General features: G+C 66.0%; 14 protein-coding genes. 5 read left to right on the top strand and 9 right to left on the bottom strand.

What is annotated here, in order from left to right:
* Positions 1–6 precede the first annotated feature (6 nt).
* The 8 genes from AC07P1_RS20480 to AC07P1_RS20445 all read right to left on the bottom strand — a co-directional run bounded on the left by AC07P1_RS20480 (position 7) and on the right by AC07P1_RS20445 (position 8110).
* Positions 7–189 carry a DUF3606 domain-containing protein gene (locus AC07P1_RS20480; RefSeq protein ID WP_090314197.1) on the bottom strand — a complete coding sequence of 61 codons (183 nt, stop codon included), beginning with the start codon at positions 187–189 and terminating at the stop codon, positions 7–9.
* Between the two features lie 138 nt (positions 190–327).
* A complete protein-coding gene (locus tag AC07P1_RS20475) occupies positions 328–1497 on the bottom strand; it encodes an NAD(P)/FAD-dependent oxidoreductase (protein ID WP_494697545.1) in 1170 nt (389 codons plus the stop codon).
* Positions 1497–2873 carry an FAD/NAD(P)-dependent oxidoreductase gene (locus tag AC07P1_RS20470; RefSeq protein ID WP_494697544.1) on the bottom strand — a complete coding sequence of 459 codons (1377 nt, stop codon included), beginning with the start codon at positions 2871–2873 and terminating at the stop codon, positions 1497–1499. Before AC07P1_RS20470 ends, AC07P1_RS20475 begins: the two co-directional genes overlap by 1 nt.
* Positions 2855–3163, bottom strand: coding sequence for a (2Fe-2S)-binding protein (locus AC07P1_RS20465; protein ID WP_494697543.1), 309 nt, complete (start codon positions 3161–3163; stop codon positions 2855–2857). Before AC07P1_RS20465 ends, AC07P1_RS20470 begins: the two co-directional genes overlap by 19 nt.
* A complete protein-coding gene (locus AC07P1_RS20460; protein ID WP_494697542.1) occupies positions 3160–5016 on the bottom strand; it encodes an ABC transporter ATP-binding protein in 1857 nt (618 codons plus the stop codon). The genes AC07P1_RS20465 and AC07P1_RS20460 overlap by 4 nt, the downstream gene beginning before the upstream one ends.
* Complete coding sequence (locus tag AC07P1_RS20455) at positions 5013–5873, bottom strand: ABC transporter permease (protein ID WP_494697541.1); 861 nt, start codon at positions 5871–5873, stop codon at positions 5013–5015. Before AC07P1_RS20455 ends, AC07P1_RS20460 begins: the two co-directional genes overlap by 4 nt.
* Positions 5870–6826, bottom strand: a complete 957-nt coding sequence (locus tag AC07P1_RS20450) for an ABC transporter permease (RefSeq protein ID WP_494697540.1) — start codon at positions 6824–6826, stop codon at positions 5870–5872. Before AC07P1_RS20450 ends, AC07P1_RS20455 begins: the two co-directional genes overlap by 4 nt.
* A gap of 9 nt (positions 6827–6835) precedes the next feature.
* The gene (locus AC07P1_RS20445; RefSeq protein ID WP_494697539.1) at positions 6836–8110 is read right to left on the bottom strand and encodes an NAD(P)/FAD-dependent oxidoreductase; all 1275 of its coding nucleotides are present in this window, start codon (positions 8108–8110) and stop codon (positions 6836–6838) included.
* Between the two features lie 315 nt (positions 8111–8425).
* Between AC07P1_RS20445 and AC07P1_RS20440 the strand changes: the two genes are divergently transcribed.
* From AC07P1_RS20440 to AC07P1_RS20425, 4 genes are all read left to right on the top strand, one after another.
* Positions 8426–9913: an aldehyde dehydrogenase family protein gene (locus tag AC07P1_RS20440; protein WP_494697538.1), complete on the top strand. Its 1488-nt coding sequence runs from the start codon at positions 8426–8428 to the stop codon at positions 9911–9913.
* A 220-nt stretch (positions 9914–10133) separates the two neighbouring features.
* Positions 10134–12311, top strand: a complete 2178-nt coding sequence (locus AC07P1_RS20435; protein WP_494697537.1) for a TonB-dependent siderophore receptor — start codon at positions 10134–10136, stop codon at positions 12309–12311.
* A gap of 17 nt (positions 12312–12328) precedes the next feature.
* On the top strand, positions 12329–13081 hold the full coding sequence (locus tag AC07P1_RS20430; protein WP_494697536.1) for a DUF4198 domain-containing protein: 753 nt from the start codon (positions 12329–12331) through the stop codon (positions 13079–13081).
* Positions 13082–13094: 13 nt separating this feature from the next.
* Positions 13095–13472 (top strand): hypothetical protein, encoded by a 378-nt coding sequence (locus tag AC07P1_RS20425; protein WP_494697535.1) that lies wholly within the window; start codon positions 13095–13097, stop codon positions 13470–13472.
* Here the strand turns inward: AC07P1_RS20425 and AC07P1_RS20420 are convergent.
* Positions 13466–14395: a 2-hydroxyacid dehydrogenase gene (locus AC07P1_RS20420; RefSeq protein WP_494697534.1), complete on the bottom strand. Its 930-nt coding sequence runs from the start codon at positions 14393–14395 to the stop codon at positions 13466–13468. The two genes, AC07P1_RS20425 and AC07P1_RS20420, sit on opposite strands and share 7 nt — an antisense overlap.
* A 284-nt stretch (positions 14396–14679) precedes the next feature.
* Here AC07P1_RS20420 and AC07P1_RS20415 point away from each other — a divergent pair, with 284 nt between their 5' ends.
* A complete protein-coding gene (locus AC07P1_RS20415; protein WP_494697631.1) occupies positions 14680–15345 on the top strand; it encodes a haloacid dehalogenase type II in 666 nt (221 codons plus the stop codon).
* The last annotated feature ends 39 nt before the right edge of the window (positions 15346–15384 follow it).

Below are 15384 nucleotides of genomic sequence, written 5' to 3'. Positions count from 1 at the left end.
TCCGACCTAGGTCGACAGGCGTTTGCGCACTTCGAGCAGGTTGCGGCCGACTTCACGGACCACTTCGAGCAGCTTCGATGGCGGCACGTCGAACTCACTCGCCCAATAGCGCACGGCCTGCGTCAGGTTGGGATTAATCGTATGCTGGCAGCGGAAATCCGCTTCGTTGGCGTTTTGATATGCTTGCATGATGTCTCATTTATTGATAGTGCGACGTTGATCAAATGGCACCGATTGCGTTGTCCTGCACAGCTATAACGCATGGGATGCGGATTCGGATGACAAACGTCGCAAAAAATATTTGAGGGATCCATGCTTGTCTTTCCGCTAAGGTTCCGCCGTCGCGTGCGCGGTCGGCACGTGGGCCGGGGCGGCATAGCGCGCGATGCTGAACGGCGCGATCGGCGTGTCGGTGGCGCCGGTGGCGATCAATTCGGCCATCGTTTCGCCGACACCCGGTCCGATCTGGAAGCCGGCGCCGCAAAAACCGAAGGCGTAGTGCAACCCGGGCGTGGTCGCGCTGGGACCCATCACCGGCAGGTCGTCCGGCATATAGCCCTCCACGCCACTCCATACGCGGATGATATTCAGTTTCGTCACCACCGGCGCCAGGCGCGCCATCTGCTTGAACTGCGTTAGCGTGTGCTCCGGCAGCACCGGCGCGGTGCGCGGTTCGGTGGTGGAGTTGGAGCGCCCGCAGCCGCCCATGACGATATTGCCGCGCTTGACCTGGCGGAAGTACAGCGTCTCCTCCAGCGTGGTGGCGGCGACGCCGATCGACGGCCCGACGATGTAGGGCATGGGTTCGGTCACCGCCATCTGCGGTCCGCGCACCACCAGCGGCACCGGCTCGTTGAACTGGGCGGCCATCCTGGCGCCCCAGGCGCCGCTGGAAACCAGCATCACCGGCGCGGTGAACTCGCGGCCATCGGCGCACACCGCGCGAAAATCCACACCGTCCTTCGATAGCGACTTGACCTCGGTATTCTCGTGGATATGCGCCCCGGCGCGCGCCGCCGCGCGGCCGAACGCCGGCGCCGCCAGGCGGGGATTGGCGTGGCCATCCTCCGCCGACAGCGAGCCGGCGATCACCTCGGGGCCAAGGAAGGGATAGCGGCTGCGCATAGCGGCGGTCGACAGCAGCTCCAGATTCAGGCCGTATTCGCGCGCTTCGCGGGCGTAGACCTCCATGCGGTCCGCGCCTTCCTGGCCGTAGGCGCAGCGCAGGTGGCCGGCGCGCACCAGCTCCGCGTCCTCGCCCAGCAGCTCGGGAAGCCGCAGCCACACCTTGTGCGCGCGGTTGGACAGCGGCAGCTGCGACAGGAAACGCCCCTGCCGGCGCACGTTGCCGAAATTGACGCCGCTGGCCTGCTGGCCGACCAGCCAGCGCTCCAGCAGAATCACGGAGACGCCGCGCTGGCGCAGGAAGAAGGCGGTGGAGGCGCCCATGATGCCGCCGCCGATGATCAGGACGTCGGCCTGTGTTGGATTGCTCATTAGGTCTGCTCCTCGCGGGTCAGGAAGGACAATGGTTTGACCGGCGCTTGGCCGCGCAGGCGTCCGACCCTTTCCAGCGGCACGCCGGCGGCGTGGGCGATGATCTCGGCGCCGGCGTTGGCGCAGTAGCGTCCCTGGCAGCGTCCCATGCCCACGCGGCTGAAGGCCTTGGCGCGGTTGGCCTCCTGCGCGCCCATGTCGTTGACGACGCGGCGCAACTCACCGGCGGTGATGCATTCGCAGCGGCAGACGATGGTGTCGTCGGGCAGGGCGGCGGCCTGCGTGGCCGGCCAGGGGAAGGCCCGCACCAGGCCGCGGCGGAACGATTCCATCTTGACCTGCTCGCGGCCCAGCGTGGCGACGCGGCCGGCGTCGGTGGCGTGGCCAAGATCGGCCAGCGCCGACAGGGCGGCCAGGCGGCCGGCGTTTTCCGCGCCCTCGGCGCCGAGGATGCGGGCGCCGTCGCCGGCCAGGTAGACGTTGGCCACGGAGCTGCGGCCTTCCATGCTCACTTGCGGGAACCACTGGCGCGTCTCGTCGTCGTAGCGGAAGGCGCAGCCGGCCAAGTCGGCCAACTGGGTTTCCGGACGCAGGTGGTAGCCCAGCGCGACGGCGTCGCATGCCAGCGTGTGCGGTTTGCCGCCGGCGTCGAGGTAGGACATTTCGGTGACGCCTTGCTCGGCGCCGCCGCCGATGGCGACCGGCGTTATCCCGGACAGTACCGGCACGCCGGCCTTGCGCAGGGCCGCGATGTACGACAAGCCCTGGCGCAGCAATCGGGGGCGCGCCAGCAGCTTTGGCAGCGCTGCGATCTGGTGGCGCAGGCGCGAGGTGTCCAGCACGGCGGCGATGTTGGCGCCGGCCTTGAGGTACTGCATCGCCACCAGGTACAGCAGCGGGCCGCTGCCGAGGAATACCACGCGGCTGCCGATCGAACACGCTTGCGATTTGAGGGCGATCTGCGACGCGCCGAGGCTGAACACCCCCGACAGCTCCCAGCCCGGCACCGGCATCAGCCGGTCGGTGGCGCCGGAGCAGACCACCAGCGCCGCGTAGGGCAGCTTTTCGGTGCGGTGGTTGCCCACCACATGCAGGTGGCCTTCAGAGATATTCCATGCCAGCGTCTCGGGCCGGTAGTCGATCTTGCCGCGCAGGGCGTCGAAGCTTTGGTGCACGGCTTGCGCGCGCGCCGCTTCGCCGCCATACAGCGATTCATAGCTGCGGGTGAAGTGTTCCGGCTGGCGGCGGTAAATCTGGCCGCCGTCGCGCCGTCCCTCGTCGATGACGATGGGACGCAGGCCGGCGGCGACCAGTTCCTCGGCCGCGCGCACGCCGGCCGGGCCGGCGCCGATGACGATTACGCCTGGTTCAGCCATGCCGCCTCCGTATTCCGTGTGACGATGCGCAGGCCGTCGCGCACTTCGGTCGAGCAGGCGCGCAGGCGCTCGCCCTGTTCGGTCCATACCCAGCAATCCTGGCACGCGCCCATCAGGCAAAATCCCGCGCGGCGCCCGTCGTCGAATTCGGAACTGCGCAAGGTGCGGGCGACGCTCATGATGGCCACCAGCAGCGTGTCGCCATGCAACGCCTGCGCGGGGTGGCCATCGATGTGAAAATGCACCGGCGCGCGGACGGTTTCCGCCAGCCGGACGAAGCGTGGATTCATGCGACTTCCTCAAAACGTTGTAGGGGTGCTTGCAGCGGGATCAGCGCGGCGGGCGTGTGGTGGCAGAGAATCTCGCCGCCATTGGGCAGTTGCTGGCGTGGCGGCGGCAGGCGGTTGCACAGGCCATCGATGCGCACGCCGCAGCGAGGCAGGAAGCCGCACAGGGCGGCGTCCGAGGCTTGCGGCGATGGCGCCAGGCTTGGCAGATGGGCGGCGCCGCGCGCGCAGACGGTGTCGAGCCAGCCCATTTCCAGCTTCGGCACCGACGATACCAGCAAATGGGTGTAAGGGTGGAAGGGCGCGTCGCCCAGGGCCGCGCGCGGCCGCGACTCGACCTTCTGGCCGGCGTACAGCACCACGATCTCGTCGCAGATGGCGCGCACGGTATTGATGTCGTGGCTGATGAACATGTACGACACCTTCAGCTCGCGCCGCAGTTCCGCCATCAGGTCGAGAATGGCGGCGGCGACCACGGTGTCGAGCGCGGACGTGATTTCGTCGCACAGGATCAGATCCGGCCCGGCAGCCAGCGCGCGCGCCAGATTGATGCGCTGCTTCTGTCCGCCCGACAGTTCTCCGGGCAGACGGTCGGCGATGGAGGCCGGAAGCTTGACCAGGTCGAGCAGCTGCAGCACGCGCTTGCGGCGCGCGTCGCCGCGCAGGTGCAGGTAAAAACTCAATGGCCGCGCCAGAATGGCGCCTATCGAGTGCGCCGGGTTGAGCGCGGTGTCGGCGTTCTGGAACACGAACTGCACGCGCTGATGCTGCTCGCGCGTCCTGCCATGGCTGCCGTCGGGCAGCGGCGCGCCGTCCAGCAGCACCTGTCCGCGCGCGCTGGGAACCATGCCGGCCACCACCCGCGCCAACGTGGTCTTGCCGGAGCCGGATTCGCCGATGACGCCGACGGTGGCGCCGCGTTCGATGGTCAGGTCGATGTCGGTCAGGATGCGCTTGGCGGGCAGGCCGTCGCGGCCGATCGGGCCATAGCCGGCGCACAGGCCGCGTATTTGCAGCAGCGGCACCGGCATGCGCGGCGGCTCGGGCGCGACGACGCCGATATCGCGCTCCACCGGTTCGGCCGCCGCCAGCAGGCAGCGGGTGTAGTCGTGGGCCGGTGCCTCCAGCACTTGCGCGGTCTCGCCGTCTTCGCGGATTTCGCCGTCGCGCAGCACGACGATGCGGTCGGCCATCTGCGCCACCACCGCCAGGTCGTGCGACACATACACCGCCGTGGTGCCGAGCTGGCGCACCACGTTGCGGAAGGCGCGCAGCACTTCGATTTGCGTCGTCACGTCCAGCGCGGTGGTCGGCTCGTCGAGGATCACCAGCGCCGGGTCGGTGATGAAGGCCATCGCCGCCATCACGCGCTGCAACTGGCCGCCCGAGACCTGGTGCGGATAGCGCGCACCGATGTGCTCAGGGTCCGGCAGCGCCAGGGCCCGGAACAGTTCCACGGCCTTGGCTTCGGCCCTGGCGCGCGTCAGCGTGTGGTGGATGGCGGCGCTTTCCACCACCTGGTCCATCAGCGTGCGGGAAGGATTGAAGGACGACGCCGCGCTTTGCGCGATGTAAGCGACTGTGCGCCCGCGCAGGCCGGACAGGCCGGCGTCGTCGAGCTCCAGCACTTGCTTGTCGCCGATCCGCACGCTGCCGCCGGCGATGCGGCAACCGTTGCGCGCATAGCCCATCAGCGACAGGGCGATGGTGGTCTTGCCGGAGCCGGATTCGCCGATCAAGGCCAGAACCTCGCCCTCATTGATGGCGAAATCGACGCCTTTGACGATGGGGAATTCGAGGCCTGCATCGTTGCGCGCCACCACCCGCAGACCTTGCACTTGTACCAATGGTTTCATCGGACGTCCTTCCGTTTGCCGCGCAGGTTATCGATCAGCAGGTTGACGCCGATGGTCAGGCTGGCGATGGCCAGCGCCGGCATCAGCACGGCCGGCGCGCCTTCACTGAGGCCGCCGATGTTTTCGCGCACCAGCGAGCCCCAGTCGGCGTCCGGCGGTTGCACGCCGAGGCTCAGGAACGAGAGGCCGGACAACAGCAGCACGGTGAACACGAAGCGCAGGCCGAAATCGGCCAGCACCGGACGGATCATGTTGGGCAGGATTTCGACGCAGCCGATATAGGCCATGCCTTCGCCGCGCGCCTTGGCCGCCTGCACGAAGTCGAGCGCCTGCACGTTGACGGCCAGCGCGCGGGCGATGCGGTAGGCGCCCGGCATGAAGCCCAGGGCGGCGGTGATGATCAGCAGCGGCACCGAGGAGCCGAACGAGGCCACCATCATCAGCGCGAACATTTTGCTGGGGATGGAGATCAGCGCGTCCAGGGCGCGGCTAAGCGAAGCGTCGAACCAGCCGCCGGCCACCGCCGCGTAGAGGCCGAGCAGCGTGCCGGTGGCGCTGGCCAGCACGGTCGCGGCCAGGGCCAGGGCCACCGTGTAGCGGGCGCCGTACAGGATGCGGCTCAACATGTCGCGGCCCAGATAGTCCGTGCCGAGCGGGAATTGCCAGCTGATGGAGCCGAAGACGTCGGCGTCGACGATGGCCGAGGCGTCGTGCGGCGACAGCGACGGACCTGCCAGCGTGACGATCAGCCAGAACACCACGATGGCCAGGCCAAGCAGGGCGGCCGGCGACAGGGTCGACCAGGCGCCGGTGAGCGCGCGGACAAGCGGGAGGGAGGCAAGGGTGGAGCTGCTCATAGATTGCGTAACCTCGGGTTGGACAGGATGGCGCAGATATCGGCCAGCATCACCAGCAGCAGGTAGGCGCCGCAGAAGATCATGGCGCAGGCCTGCACCAGCGGGATGTCGCGGGTGGTGACGGCGTCGATCATCAGGTTGGCGATGCCGGGATAGTTGAAGATGCTTTCGACAATCAGCACGCCGCCGAGCAGGTACGACAGGCTCAGTGCCACGGCGTTGGCGATCGGGCCGATGGCGTTGGGCAGCGCGTGCATCAAGACGATGCGAACGGGGCGCGCTCCCTTGAGGCGCGCCATTTCGACGTAGGGCGAGCGTAGCTGGTCGATGACGGCGGCGCGCGTCATGCGGGCCATCTGCGCGACGATCACGCAGCACAGCGTGAAGACCGGCATCGCGTAAGCCCGCAGGAATTGGCCCAGCGTCTCGATGTCCGCCGTGTGCGACAGTGCCGACAGCCAGCGCAGCTTGACCGCGAACAGCAGCACCGCCAGGGTGGCGATCAGAAATTCGGGCACCGATACCAGCGACACGGCCAGCATGTTCATGCCCCGGTCGAAGCGCGAGCCGCGGAACATCGCCGACAGTATGCCCAGCGACAGCGCCAGCGGCACCGAGACGAGCGCCGTGGCGCCGGCCAGCACCAGAGAGCTGGGCAGGCGGTCGCCGATCAGCGCCGATATCGCCTGGCCGTTGACCAGCGAGACGCCGGCGTCGCCCTTCAGCAGCTGGATCAGCCAGTGCGCATAGCGCTGGGGCGCCGGCTGATCGAGGCCGAACTGCGCGCGCAGCGCGGCCACCGCCTCAGATGTCGCCGCCTGGCCCAGCGATTCCTGCGCGGCGTCGCCGGGCAGCAGGTTGGTGATGCCGAAGACGACGATCGAGACGATCAGCAAGGTGAGGGCGCCGATGCCGAGACGACTGAGAAGCAGCTTGACTATGGTGGTATTCATCGTCGCGCCTCAGTGCAGGATGTCTTGCAGCTTGTACCAGGCGCCGACCATCGGCAGGAACCAGGGCTTGCCGGAGTAGCCGGGGATCGCCGGCCAGTCCAGATCGCGCCATGGATTGCTGTCCTTTTTGCCGGCCATGATGTCGGCCATCTGGCGGCCCATGTGCACCGACATCTGCACGCCATGGCCGCTGTAGCCCAGCGAGTAGAACATGCCTTCGTGTTCACCCGCGCGCGGCAGGCGGTCGGCCGTCATGTCCACCAGTCCTCCCCAGCAGTAGTCGATGCCGGTGCCGGCCAGCTGCGGGAACAGGCGCACCATGGTGTCGGCCAGTATGCGGCCACTCTTGGTGTCCGATTTCGGGTTCGAGAGCGCGAAGCGCGCGCGCCCGCCGAACAGCAGGCGGTTGTCAGGCGTGAGGCGAAAGTAGTTGCCGATGTTTTTGGTGGTGACGTAGTTGCGGCGGGTCGGCGTGATCTCGTTGATCAGCTGCGGCGACAGCGGCGCGGTGGCGATGATGAAGCTGCCCACCGATACCAGGCGCCGGCGGAAGTAGCCGAACGGACCCAGGCTGGAATTGCCGGTGGCCAGAAATACTTGTGCGGCGTCGATGTCGCCGCGCGCGGACTTGAGCCGGAAACCGCCGGCGGTGCGCTCGATGGCTTGCACCGCCGCGTTTTCGTAGACGCGGGCGCCGGCGCGCACCGCCGCCTGGCCCAGCCCGACGCCGAATTTACCCATGTGCATCTGGGCGCCTTGTCGCTGCAGCAGGCCGCCGTAAAAGCCGGTGGAGCCGATTTCGTCGCTCATGCGCTCCGGCGGCACCAGTTCGACGTTGGGGTCGACGCTGGCGCGCAGGCGCTCGTGGGCCCGCGCCAGCTTTTCGTAGTGTTCCGGCTTGGCCGCCAGTTTGAGTTTGCCGCAGCGCTGGAAGTCGCAGTCGATGGTTTCGGCCGCGATGATTTCTTCTACCGTGACGACGGCGGCGTCGTAGGCTTCGTAGTAGGCGCGGGCGCGCGCTTCGCCAAGGCGGGCCGACAGGTCGGCGTAATCGTGCGCCAGGCCGGTGTTGCATTGGCCGCCATTGCGTCCAGACGCCTCGCCGGCGATGCGGCCCGCCTCGAGCAGGATCACGGACGCGCCGCGTTTGGCCAGCTCCAGCGCCGCCGACAGCCCGGTAAAGCCGCCGCCGACGACCACAACGTCCGCCCTTGGAGGGACAGGTCCGTTGGCCGCGCCGAGGAACCTCGGCGCCGTGTCGAGCCAGTACGATTCAAGCTTCATGCATCTATCCTTGGTTGGACGTTTTGTTAAAACCATTACACCATAGCCACGGCTGCGCAATATCCTGAATTTTCGCGCCGGGGAGACAGAATGCGCGGTTTTGCCCGCCGTCGGCAGCACAGATTGCTGCGCATCCCGCACCCCTCGAGCACCGGCGCCGCCCCGCTTCGCGCCTCGCAGCAGGAACGGCGGCTGCGCCGAAAACTACACAAGCTTGCGCCATCCACGGCCGGACCGGCGGCATTAAATGCTGCGCTCCCGCGCTTAGCATGGGGCTATGCAGTTTTCATTCCACTTATTAAAAGGATACGCTATATGCACAGCTTCAATCCGGACCTGGTGAAGGTCTCCAGCGCTCATTTCATCGGCGGCGTTCACGTGCCGGGCCAGGGTTCGGCGTCCGGTCTGGACGTGCGCCGGCCTTCCGATAACCGCGTCTACGCCGGTTTGCCGGTGGCCGACGCGGACGTGGTGGACATGGCCGTGCAAAACGCATGGCAAGCTTTCAAAAAAAGTAATTGGGCGCGCCAGGCGCCGCGCGAGCGCGCCCGCGTCATGCGGCGCTGGGCCGACCTGATCGAGGCCGATGTGGCGCAACTGGCCGCGCTGGAGGCGGTCGGTTCGACCCGGCCGATCGCCAACGCCGTCGCCTGGGATATTCCGTTCACCGCCGAGGGCCTGCGCTTCTTCGCGGAGTTCGCCGACAAGGTGGGCGGCGACGTGGCGGCCACGCGCAGCGACGCGCTGGGCATGACGATCGCCGAGCCGTATGGCGTGATCGGCGCCATCGCGCCGTGGAACTTCCCGCTGGTGATGGCCTCCTGGAAGATAGGGCCGGCGCTGGCCGCCGGTAACGCGGTGGTGCTCAAGCCATCCGAGCTGACGCCGTTTTCCGTGATCCGCCTGGCCGAGCTGGCGATCGCCGCCGGCATGCCGCCGGGGATATTCAACGTGATCCAGGGCGACGGCCGCACCACCGGTGATGCGCTGGTGCGTCATCCGCGCATCTCCAAGGTGACTTTCACTGGCTCCACCCGTACCGGCTCGGCTATCATGGCTGCATGCGCGGAGAGCGGCACCAAGCCGGTGACCCTGGAGCTGGGCGGTAAAAGTCCGCAGCTGGTATTCGCCGACGCGCCCGATCTGGAGCGGGTGGCGAAGATGGTCGCCGGCGCCATCGCAGGCAACGCCGGACAGGTGTGCGTGGCCGGGTCGCGCCTGATCGTGCAGCGCGGCGTCGCCGAGCAACTGGTGGAAGGCATCGCGGCGGCGTTCCAGTCGCTGCGGCCGGGCCATACCTGGAGCGGCGATACGACGCTGTCTCCTATTATCAGTCGCAAGGACGCGCTGCGCATCGATGGCGTGGTGCGGCGCGCGGTGGAGGCGGGGGCCAGTGTCGCGGCCGGCGGCGGGCTGGTGGCGGTCGAGGGCGAGGGCGGCTACTATCAGCCGACCATCCTGACCGGGGTCCAGGCGGACATGGAGGCGGTGCGCGACGAGATCTTCGGGCCGGTGATGACGGTGCAGGTGTTCGACGACGACGACGAGGCGCTGGCGCTGGGCGATCATCCCGCCTACGGGCTGGCGGCCGGCGTGCATACCGCCGATATCGGCCGCGCGCTGCGTTGTGCGCGCGAGCTGGAGGCGGGCACCGTGTGGATCAACCGCTACGGCCGCAGCGACGATTACGTGCTGCCGACGGGAGGCTTCAAACGCTCCGGCATGGGCAAGGATCTGGGCCGCCAGTCGTACGAGGCGAACCTGCGCTACAAGACGGTGCTGGTCGATTTCATGCGCCAATAACGGGCGCCGGGCCGCGCCGCTTTGGCGCATCGCGGCGCGCGCGGCACCGTCGCGGTGCGGGTGACTTCAGGTCAGCAAGCTGTGCTGATTGCAGGCAGTAAAACAAGTATTTCTGTTTTGTGACAAGGTGATTACAGGACAAACCGGTGGGGGACGCATGTTGTAATCGATCCCAGTAGACGCATTAACAAGTACATCCACACCTTACCAGGAGTTCGTCATGTATCCCACCCGTCACTGTACCTTGGCCCTGTTCCTGGCCGCGACCTACCCGCTGTCCTCCCTGGCGGCGGATGCCGATCCCGCCGCCGATGCCGGCGTCACCGCCGTTGTCGATGCCGCGGCTGTGGCGGAGGGGGCGGCGCAGGCCGATTCCCCGGCCGGCCGGGAAGTGGTGGTGGTGAGCGGTTCGCGCCAGAACTACCGCGCGCTGTCGGCGACCGGCGCGACCAAGACCGACACGCTGCTCAAGGACCTGCCGCAAAGCGTGCGTGTGCTGACGGCCGATCTGCTGCGCGACGTCGGCGTGACCAATCTGGCCAGCGCGCTCGATCTGACCAGCGGCATCTCGCGCCAGAGCAACCTGGGTGGCCTATGGGACAGCTACGCGATGCGCGGCTTCACCGGCGACCCCAATTTCGGTTCGGACTATCTGGTCAACGGTTTCAGCTCCAGCCGCGGCTACAACGGCTTGCGCGACTCGGCCGGCACCGCCAGCGTGGAAGTACTCAAGGGCCCCGCGTCGGCGCTGTACGGGCGCGGCGAACCTGGCGGCACGGTGAACATCACGACCAAGAAGCCGCGCTTCGAACCGTCGTATGAACTGGATGTTTCGATCGCAAGCCACGAGACCTATCGCACCGCGCTCGACCTGACCGGACCGATCAGCGAAAACCTGGCCTATCGCCTGAACGGCGCCTACGAGAAGGGCGACAGCTTCCGCGATACGGTGCAAACCGAGCGCTCGTTCCTCTCGCCGTCGTTCATCTGGCTGATCGGCGACCATACCCGCGTTTCGTACGAGGTCGAGGCCAGCGAGCAGCGCGTGCCGTTCGACCGGGGCGTATTGGCGGTGGGCGGCGTACTGGGGCTGATCCCCAATTCGCGCTTCCTGGGCGAGCCGTCGGACGGGCCGACCGTCGTGAAATCCCTGGGCCACCAGGTCTTCGTCGAGCACGAATTCAATGAGCGCTGGAAGCTGCAATCGGGTGTCTCGTACCGGGACAGCGAATTGAAGGGCGTTTCCAGCGAAGCGAGCGCGCTGCAGGCCGATGGCCGCACGGTGCGCCGCCAGCACCGCAGCCGCGACTACACGGCCATCGACGCCTCGGGCCGCGTCGAGGTGGTCGGCAAGTTCGACACCGGGCCGGTGACGAACAATGTGCTGGTGGGAGTCGATGCTTATAAATTCAACGACCGCCGCATCCAGTTGCGCCGCAATCCGAGCGCCGCCTTCCCCTACGCGATCGATATCTACAATCCCGTCTACGGCGGCGTCTCCGATGTGATGACGATGTCGATCAACACCAAGGAAGAACAGCGCGCGCATGCGTTCTACGCGCAGGACCAGATCGACTTGACCGCGCAATGGAAGGCGCTGCTGGGTGTGCGCTGGGACAGCTACGACCAAACGGTGACGAACTTCCGCAACGGCGCGTCGAACAAGCAGTCTCTGAGCGCCACCAGTCCGCGCGCCGGCCTCGTATATCAACCGTTGCCGGTGCTGTCGTTGTATGCGACAGCCTCGAAGGGCTTCCGTCCGAACAGCGGCATCAGCATCGACAACCAGGCTTTCGCTCCGGAGGAGAGCAAATCCTATGAAGTCGGCTCGAAGCTGGAGTCGGCCGACGGCAAGCTGACCGGAACGCTGGCGCTCTATAAAATCACCAAAGAGAATGTGCTGACCACCAATCCGGCCAACACCGACTTCTCGATCTCCGCCGGCGAGGTGGGTAGCAAGGGCATCGAGCTGGATTTGTCGGGCGAGATCGCACGCAACCTGCGCCTGTCGGCGGCCTACGCGTACACCGACGCCACCGTCACCAAGGGCGACAACACGATCCGCACCGGCAGCCGCTTCCCGAATGTGCCGAGGCAGAGCGCCACCGTGGTGCTGACACAGGCGTTCGCGGTCGCCGGCGGCATGGCGACCCTCGGCGGCGGCGTCAATCATGTGGGCGAGCGGTTGGGGGACGTGGCCGTATCGAGCAACTTCAAACTGCCCGCGTACACCACGGCCAGGCTGATCTCGTCCTGGTCGCCAACCAAGAAGCTGCGCCTGTCGCTCAACATCGACAATATCTTCGACAAGCAGTACTACGCCAGTTCATACAGCCAGTTGTGGGTGTCTCCGGGAACGGACCGCACCGCGACTTTGAATCTGCACTACAAATTCTGAAGAGGAGCGCCATCAGCATGATGACATTGAAAAAATTGGCATGCACCTTGTGCACGACTGCCTTGCTCGCGGGTGTTGTCGTCGTGGCGCCGGCCCAGGCGCACGGCATCTGGTTCGCGCAGCGAGCCACCCAACTGGCGTTTTTGTATGGCGTGGGCGCGGATGATCTGGATTCCCTCAAGCGGTTGCCGCAGGTGACCAGCGTCGGTGGCTATGACGCCGACGGCAAGCCGGTTGAGACCTCGCTGCAGCCCGATGGGCGTCTGGTGCTGGTCAATCTGGACAACCAGCCTGCCGTGGTGACGGCGGTCCTGGATAACGGCACGTGGACCAAGACGCCGGATGGCGTTTTCCACAAAAAAGGGAAGGACGAGATCCCCAAGTACATCATCAGCGAGCATACGTACAAATATGCGGTGCACCTGCGCAAGCCATTGAGCAAACCGCTCGGACCTCTACCTAACCAGATTTTGCAGATCGTTCCGGTGGAGGCGGCGCTGCCGCCGATGCTGGGCGATCCGATCAAGCTGCGCGTGCTGTTCAAGGGGAAGCCGTTGGCCGGGGCGCAGGTGTTGCAGGATATGGTCAACGATCCCGATGCGGAGCCGGTGCTGTCCGGTGCCGACGGCACTGTCACCATCAAGGTACGCAACCAGGGACTGAACGTGATCGCGGCGATTTATCGCGGCCCGTCCGAGCAGCCGGCGAAGTTTGACAGCAGCGAGTATCTGGCCACACTGTCGTTCGTGCTGGCACATAAACCTGAATGACATGGAGGCAGCGATGATGAAGAGGATATTGGGCACGATGGTGCTTGCTTTGGCTATGACCAGTGGCTACGCGGCGGCGCACGGCACGCCGGTGGCGCATCATGGCGGTATCGTGCAGGCGGTGGGGGAAACCTGGCTGGAGCTGGTGGTGAAGGGCGATCAGGTCGAGTTGTATCTGCAGGATGACGGCGATGACATGCCGAGCGCCGAAGTGACGGGCAAGGTGACGTTGATGACGGCGGCGGACAAGCAGGAATTCGCACTCAATCCCGCCGGCGGCAATAAGCTGGAGGCGAAGGCGCCAGGTGCCGCCAAGGCCGGCAAGGTGGCGGCGTTGTTGACGATGGCGGACAAGAAAACGCGCGTTAGTACCACCTTCGTCGTTCAATAGCCGCGCTGGCGGTTGACAACGTCTTGCAGCGGTTCGCCGGCCATGTGCCGGCGCAGGTTCGCCAGCAACACCGGGGCCGCCGTATCGGGCTGCGTCATGCTGGCGATGTGCGGCGTGATCAGCACGCGGGGATGGTGCCACAGCGCGTGATCTTCCGGCAGCGGTTCGGGGTCGGCGACGTCGAGGATGGCGCGCGATAAATGGCCGGAATCCAGCGCCGACAGCAGCGCGCCGTGGTCCAGGTGCGGACCGCGTGCGACGTTGATCAGCGCCGCGCCGCGCGGCAACAGGGATAACAACCGTTCGCCGAGGATGCCGCGCGTGGCGTCGGTCAGCGGCAGCAGGCAAATCAGCACGTCGCACCGGCGCAGGAAATCGGACAAGCTGTCGTCGCCGGCAAAGCACTCCACGCCGTCGAGCGTTTTCTTCGAACGGCTCCAGCCCAAGCGTCGGAAGCCGAAAATGCCGAGCCGTTCCAACACCGCCAGTCCCAGCACGCCCAGTCCCATCACGCCGACGGTGCGCGCCGATGCCGGCGCAACCGGGATCGGCCGCCATTCGGCGCGCGACTGCATGTCGGCGTAGTCGAGGAGATTGCGGTGCAGGGCCAGCACCGACATGGTCGTGTATTCGATCATGCCGTTGACGATGCCCGGTTCGACCATGCGCACCACCGTCACGTGTTCCGGCACGGCGCTGAAGTCGATATGATCGATGCCGGCACCGGAGGCGAAGAGCACTTTCAGATTGGGCATCGACGCCAGGAATTCGGCGCCGGCCTGCCATGAGACCAGATATTCGACGTCGTTCAAATCGCCCGTATTGTCAGGCCAGGTGCGGAAATCGATGTCCGGCGCATGGGTGGCGAAAAAGCGCGCCCAGACCTGCGTGCGGGCGGCGTCCGATCGGTACAATACACTCATAAATTTAGTCTCGCGGGTGAATCACGTAAGGCGGATTAGCCGGAACGGCGTAACCGGCCATGAGCCGCCGAATGCGCGTCGATAGAACTACAGTATAAAGAGAACGAGCAGTATTAGCTGCGGTTGTCGCGGGCGCCACGCGGCAAATCGTGCTGATTCGGCGGTCATAAAAGCCGTTTTGCTGCGCCGGCAAGGGCATAGTCGGCACCTCTGGCGGCGCCAGGTTGGATATCATGGATCTGTCGCGATATCAGACCATCATCAACGAAAGGGCAACCATGAGCATCACCTTCAGACCGAAATACATCAGCTTCGATTGCTACGGCACCTTGATCTACTTCCAGATGTCGCCGATGGCGCGCAAACTGTTCGCCGATCGTATCAGCGCCGACGACATGGAACAGTTCTGCAAGGACTTCTCGGCCTTCCGCTACGACGAAGTGCTGGGCGACTGGAAGCCATACTACGAGGTGGTCTACAACTCGCTGCTGCGCACGGCCAACCGCTGGAAGGTGCCTTTCCGCGAATCCGATGTGGCCGAGATCTACGCCGCCGTACCGACCTGGGGCCCGCACCCGGACGTGACAGAGGGTCTGGCCAAGATCGCCGACAAGATCCCGCTGGTGATCCTGTCGAACGCGATGGACGCGCAGCTGGTGCACAACGTGAAGAACCTCGGCGTGCCGTTCCACCGCGTCTACAGCGCGCAGCAGGCCAAGGCCTACAAGCCGCGCCTGACCGCGTTCGAGTACATGATCGATCAACTGGATGCGAAACCGGACGACTTCCTGCACGTGTCCTCGTCGATGCGCTACGACCTGATGTCGGCCAACGACATCGGCATTAAGAACAAGGCCTTCGTCAATCGCGGCCACGAGCCGGGCACGCCGTTCTACAACTATCAGGAAATCAGCGACATCGGTGGTTTGGCCGGCCTGGTCGGCCTGTAACGAAGCGTTTGCGGTCAATCTTCAAGCGGCGCCCCGGGC

Source organism: Duganella sp. GW821-FHT07F09, from assembly GCF_059418705.1.
This window is presented reverse-complemented; position numbering and strand designations above follow the sequence as displayed.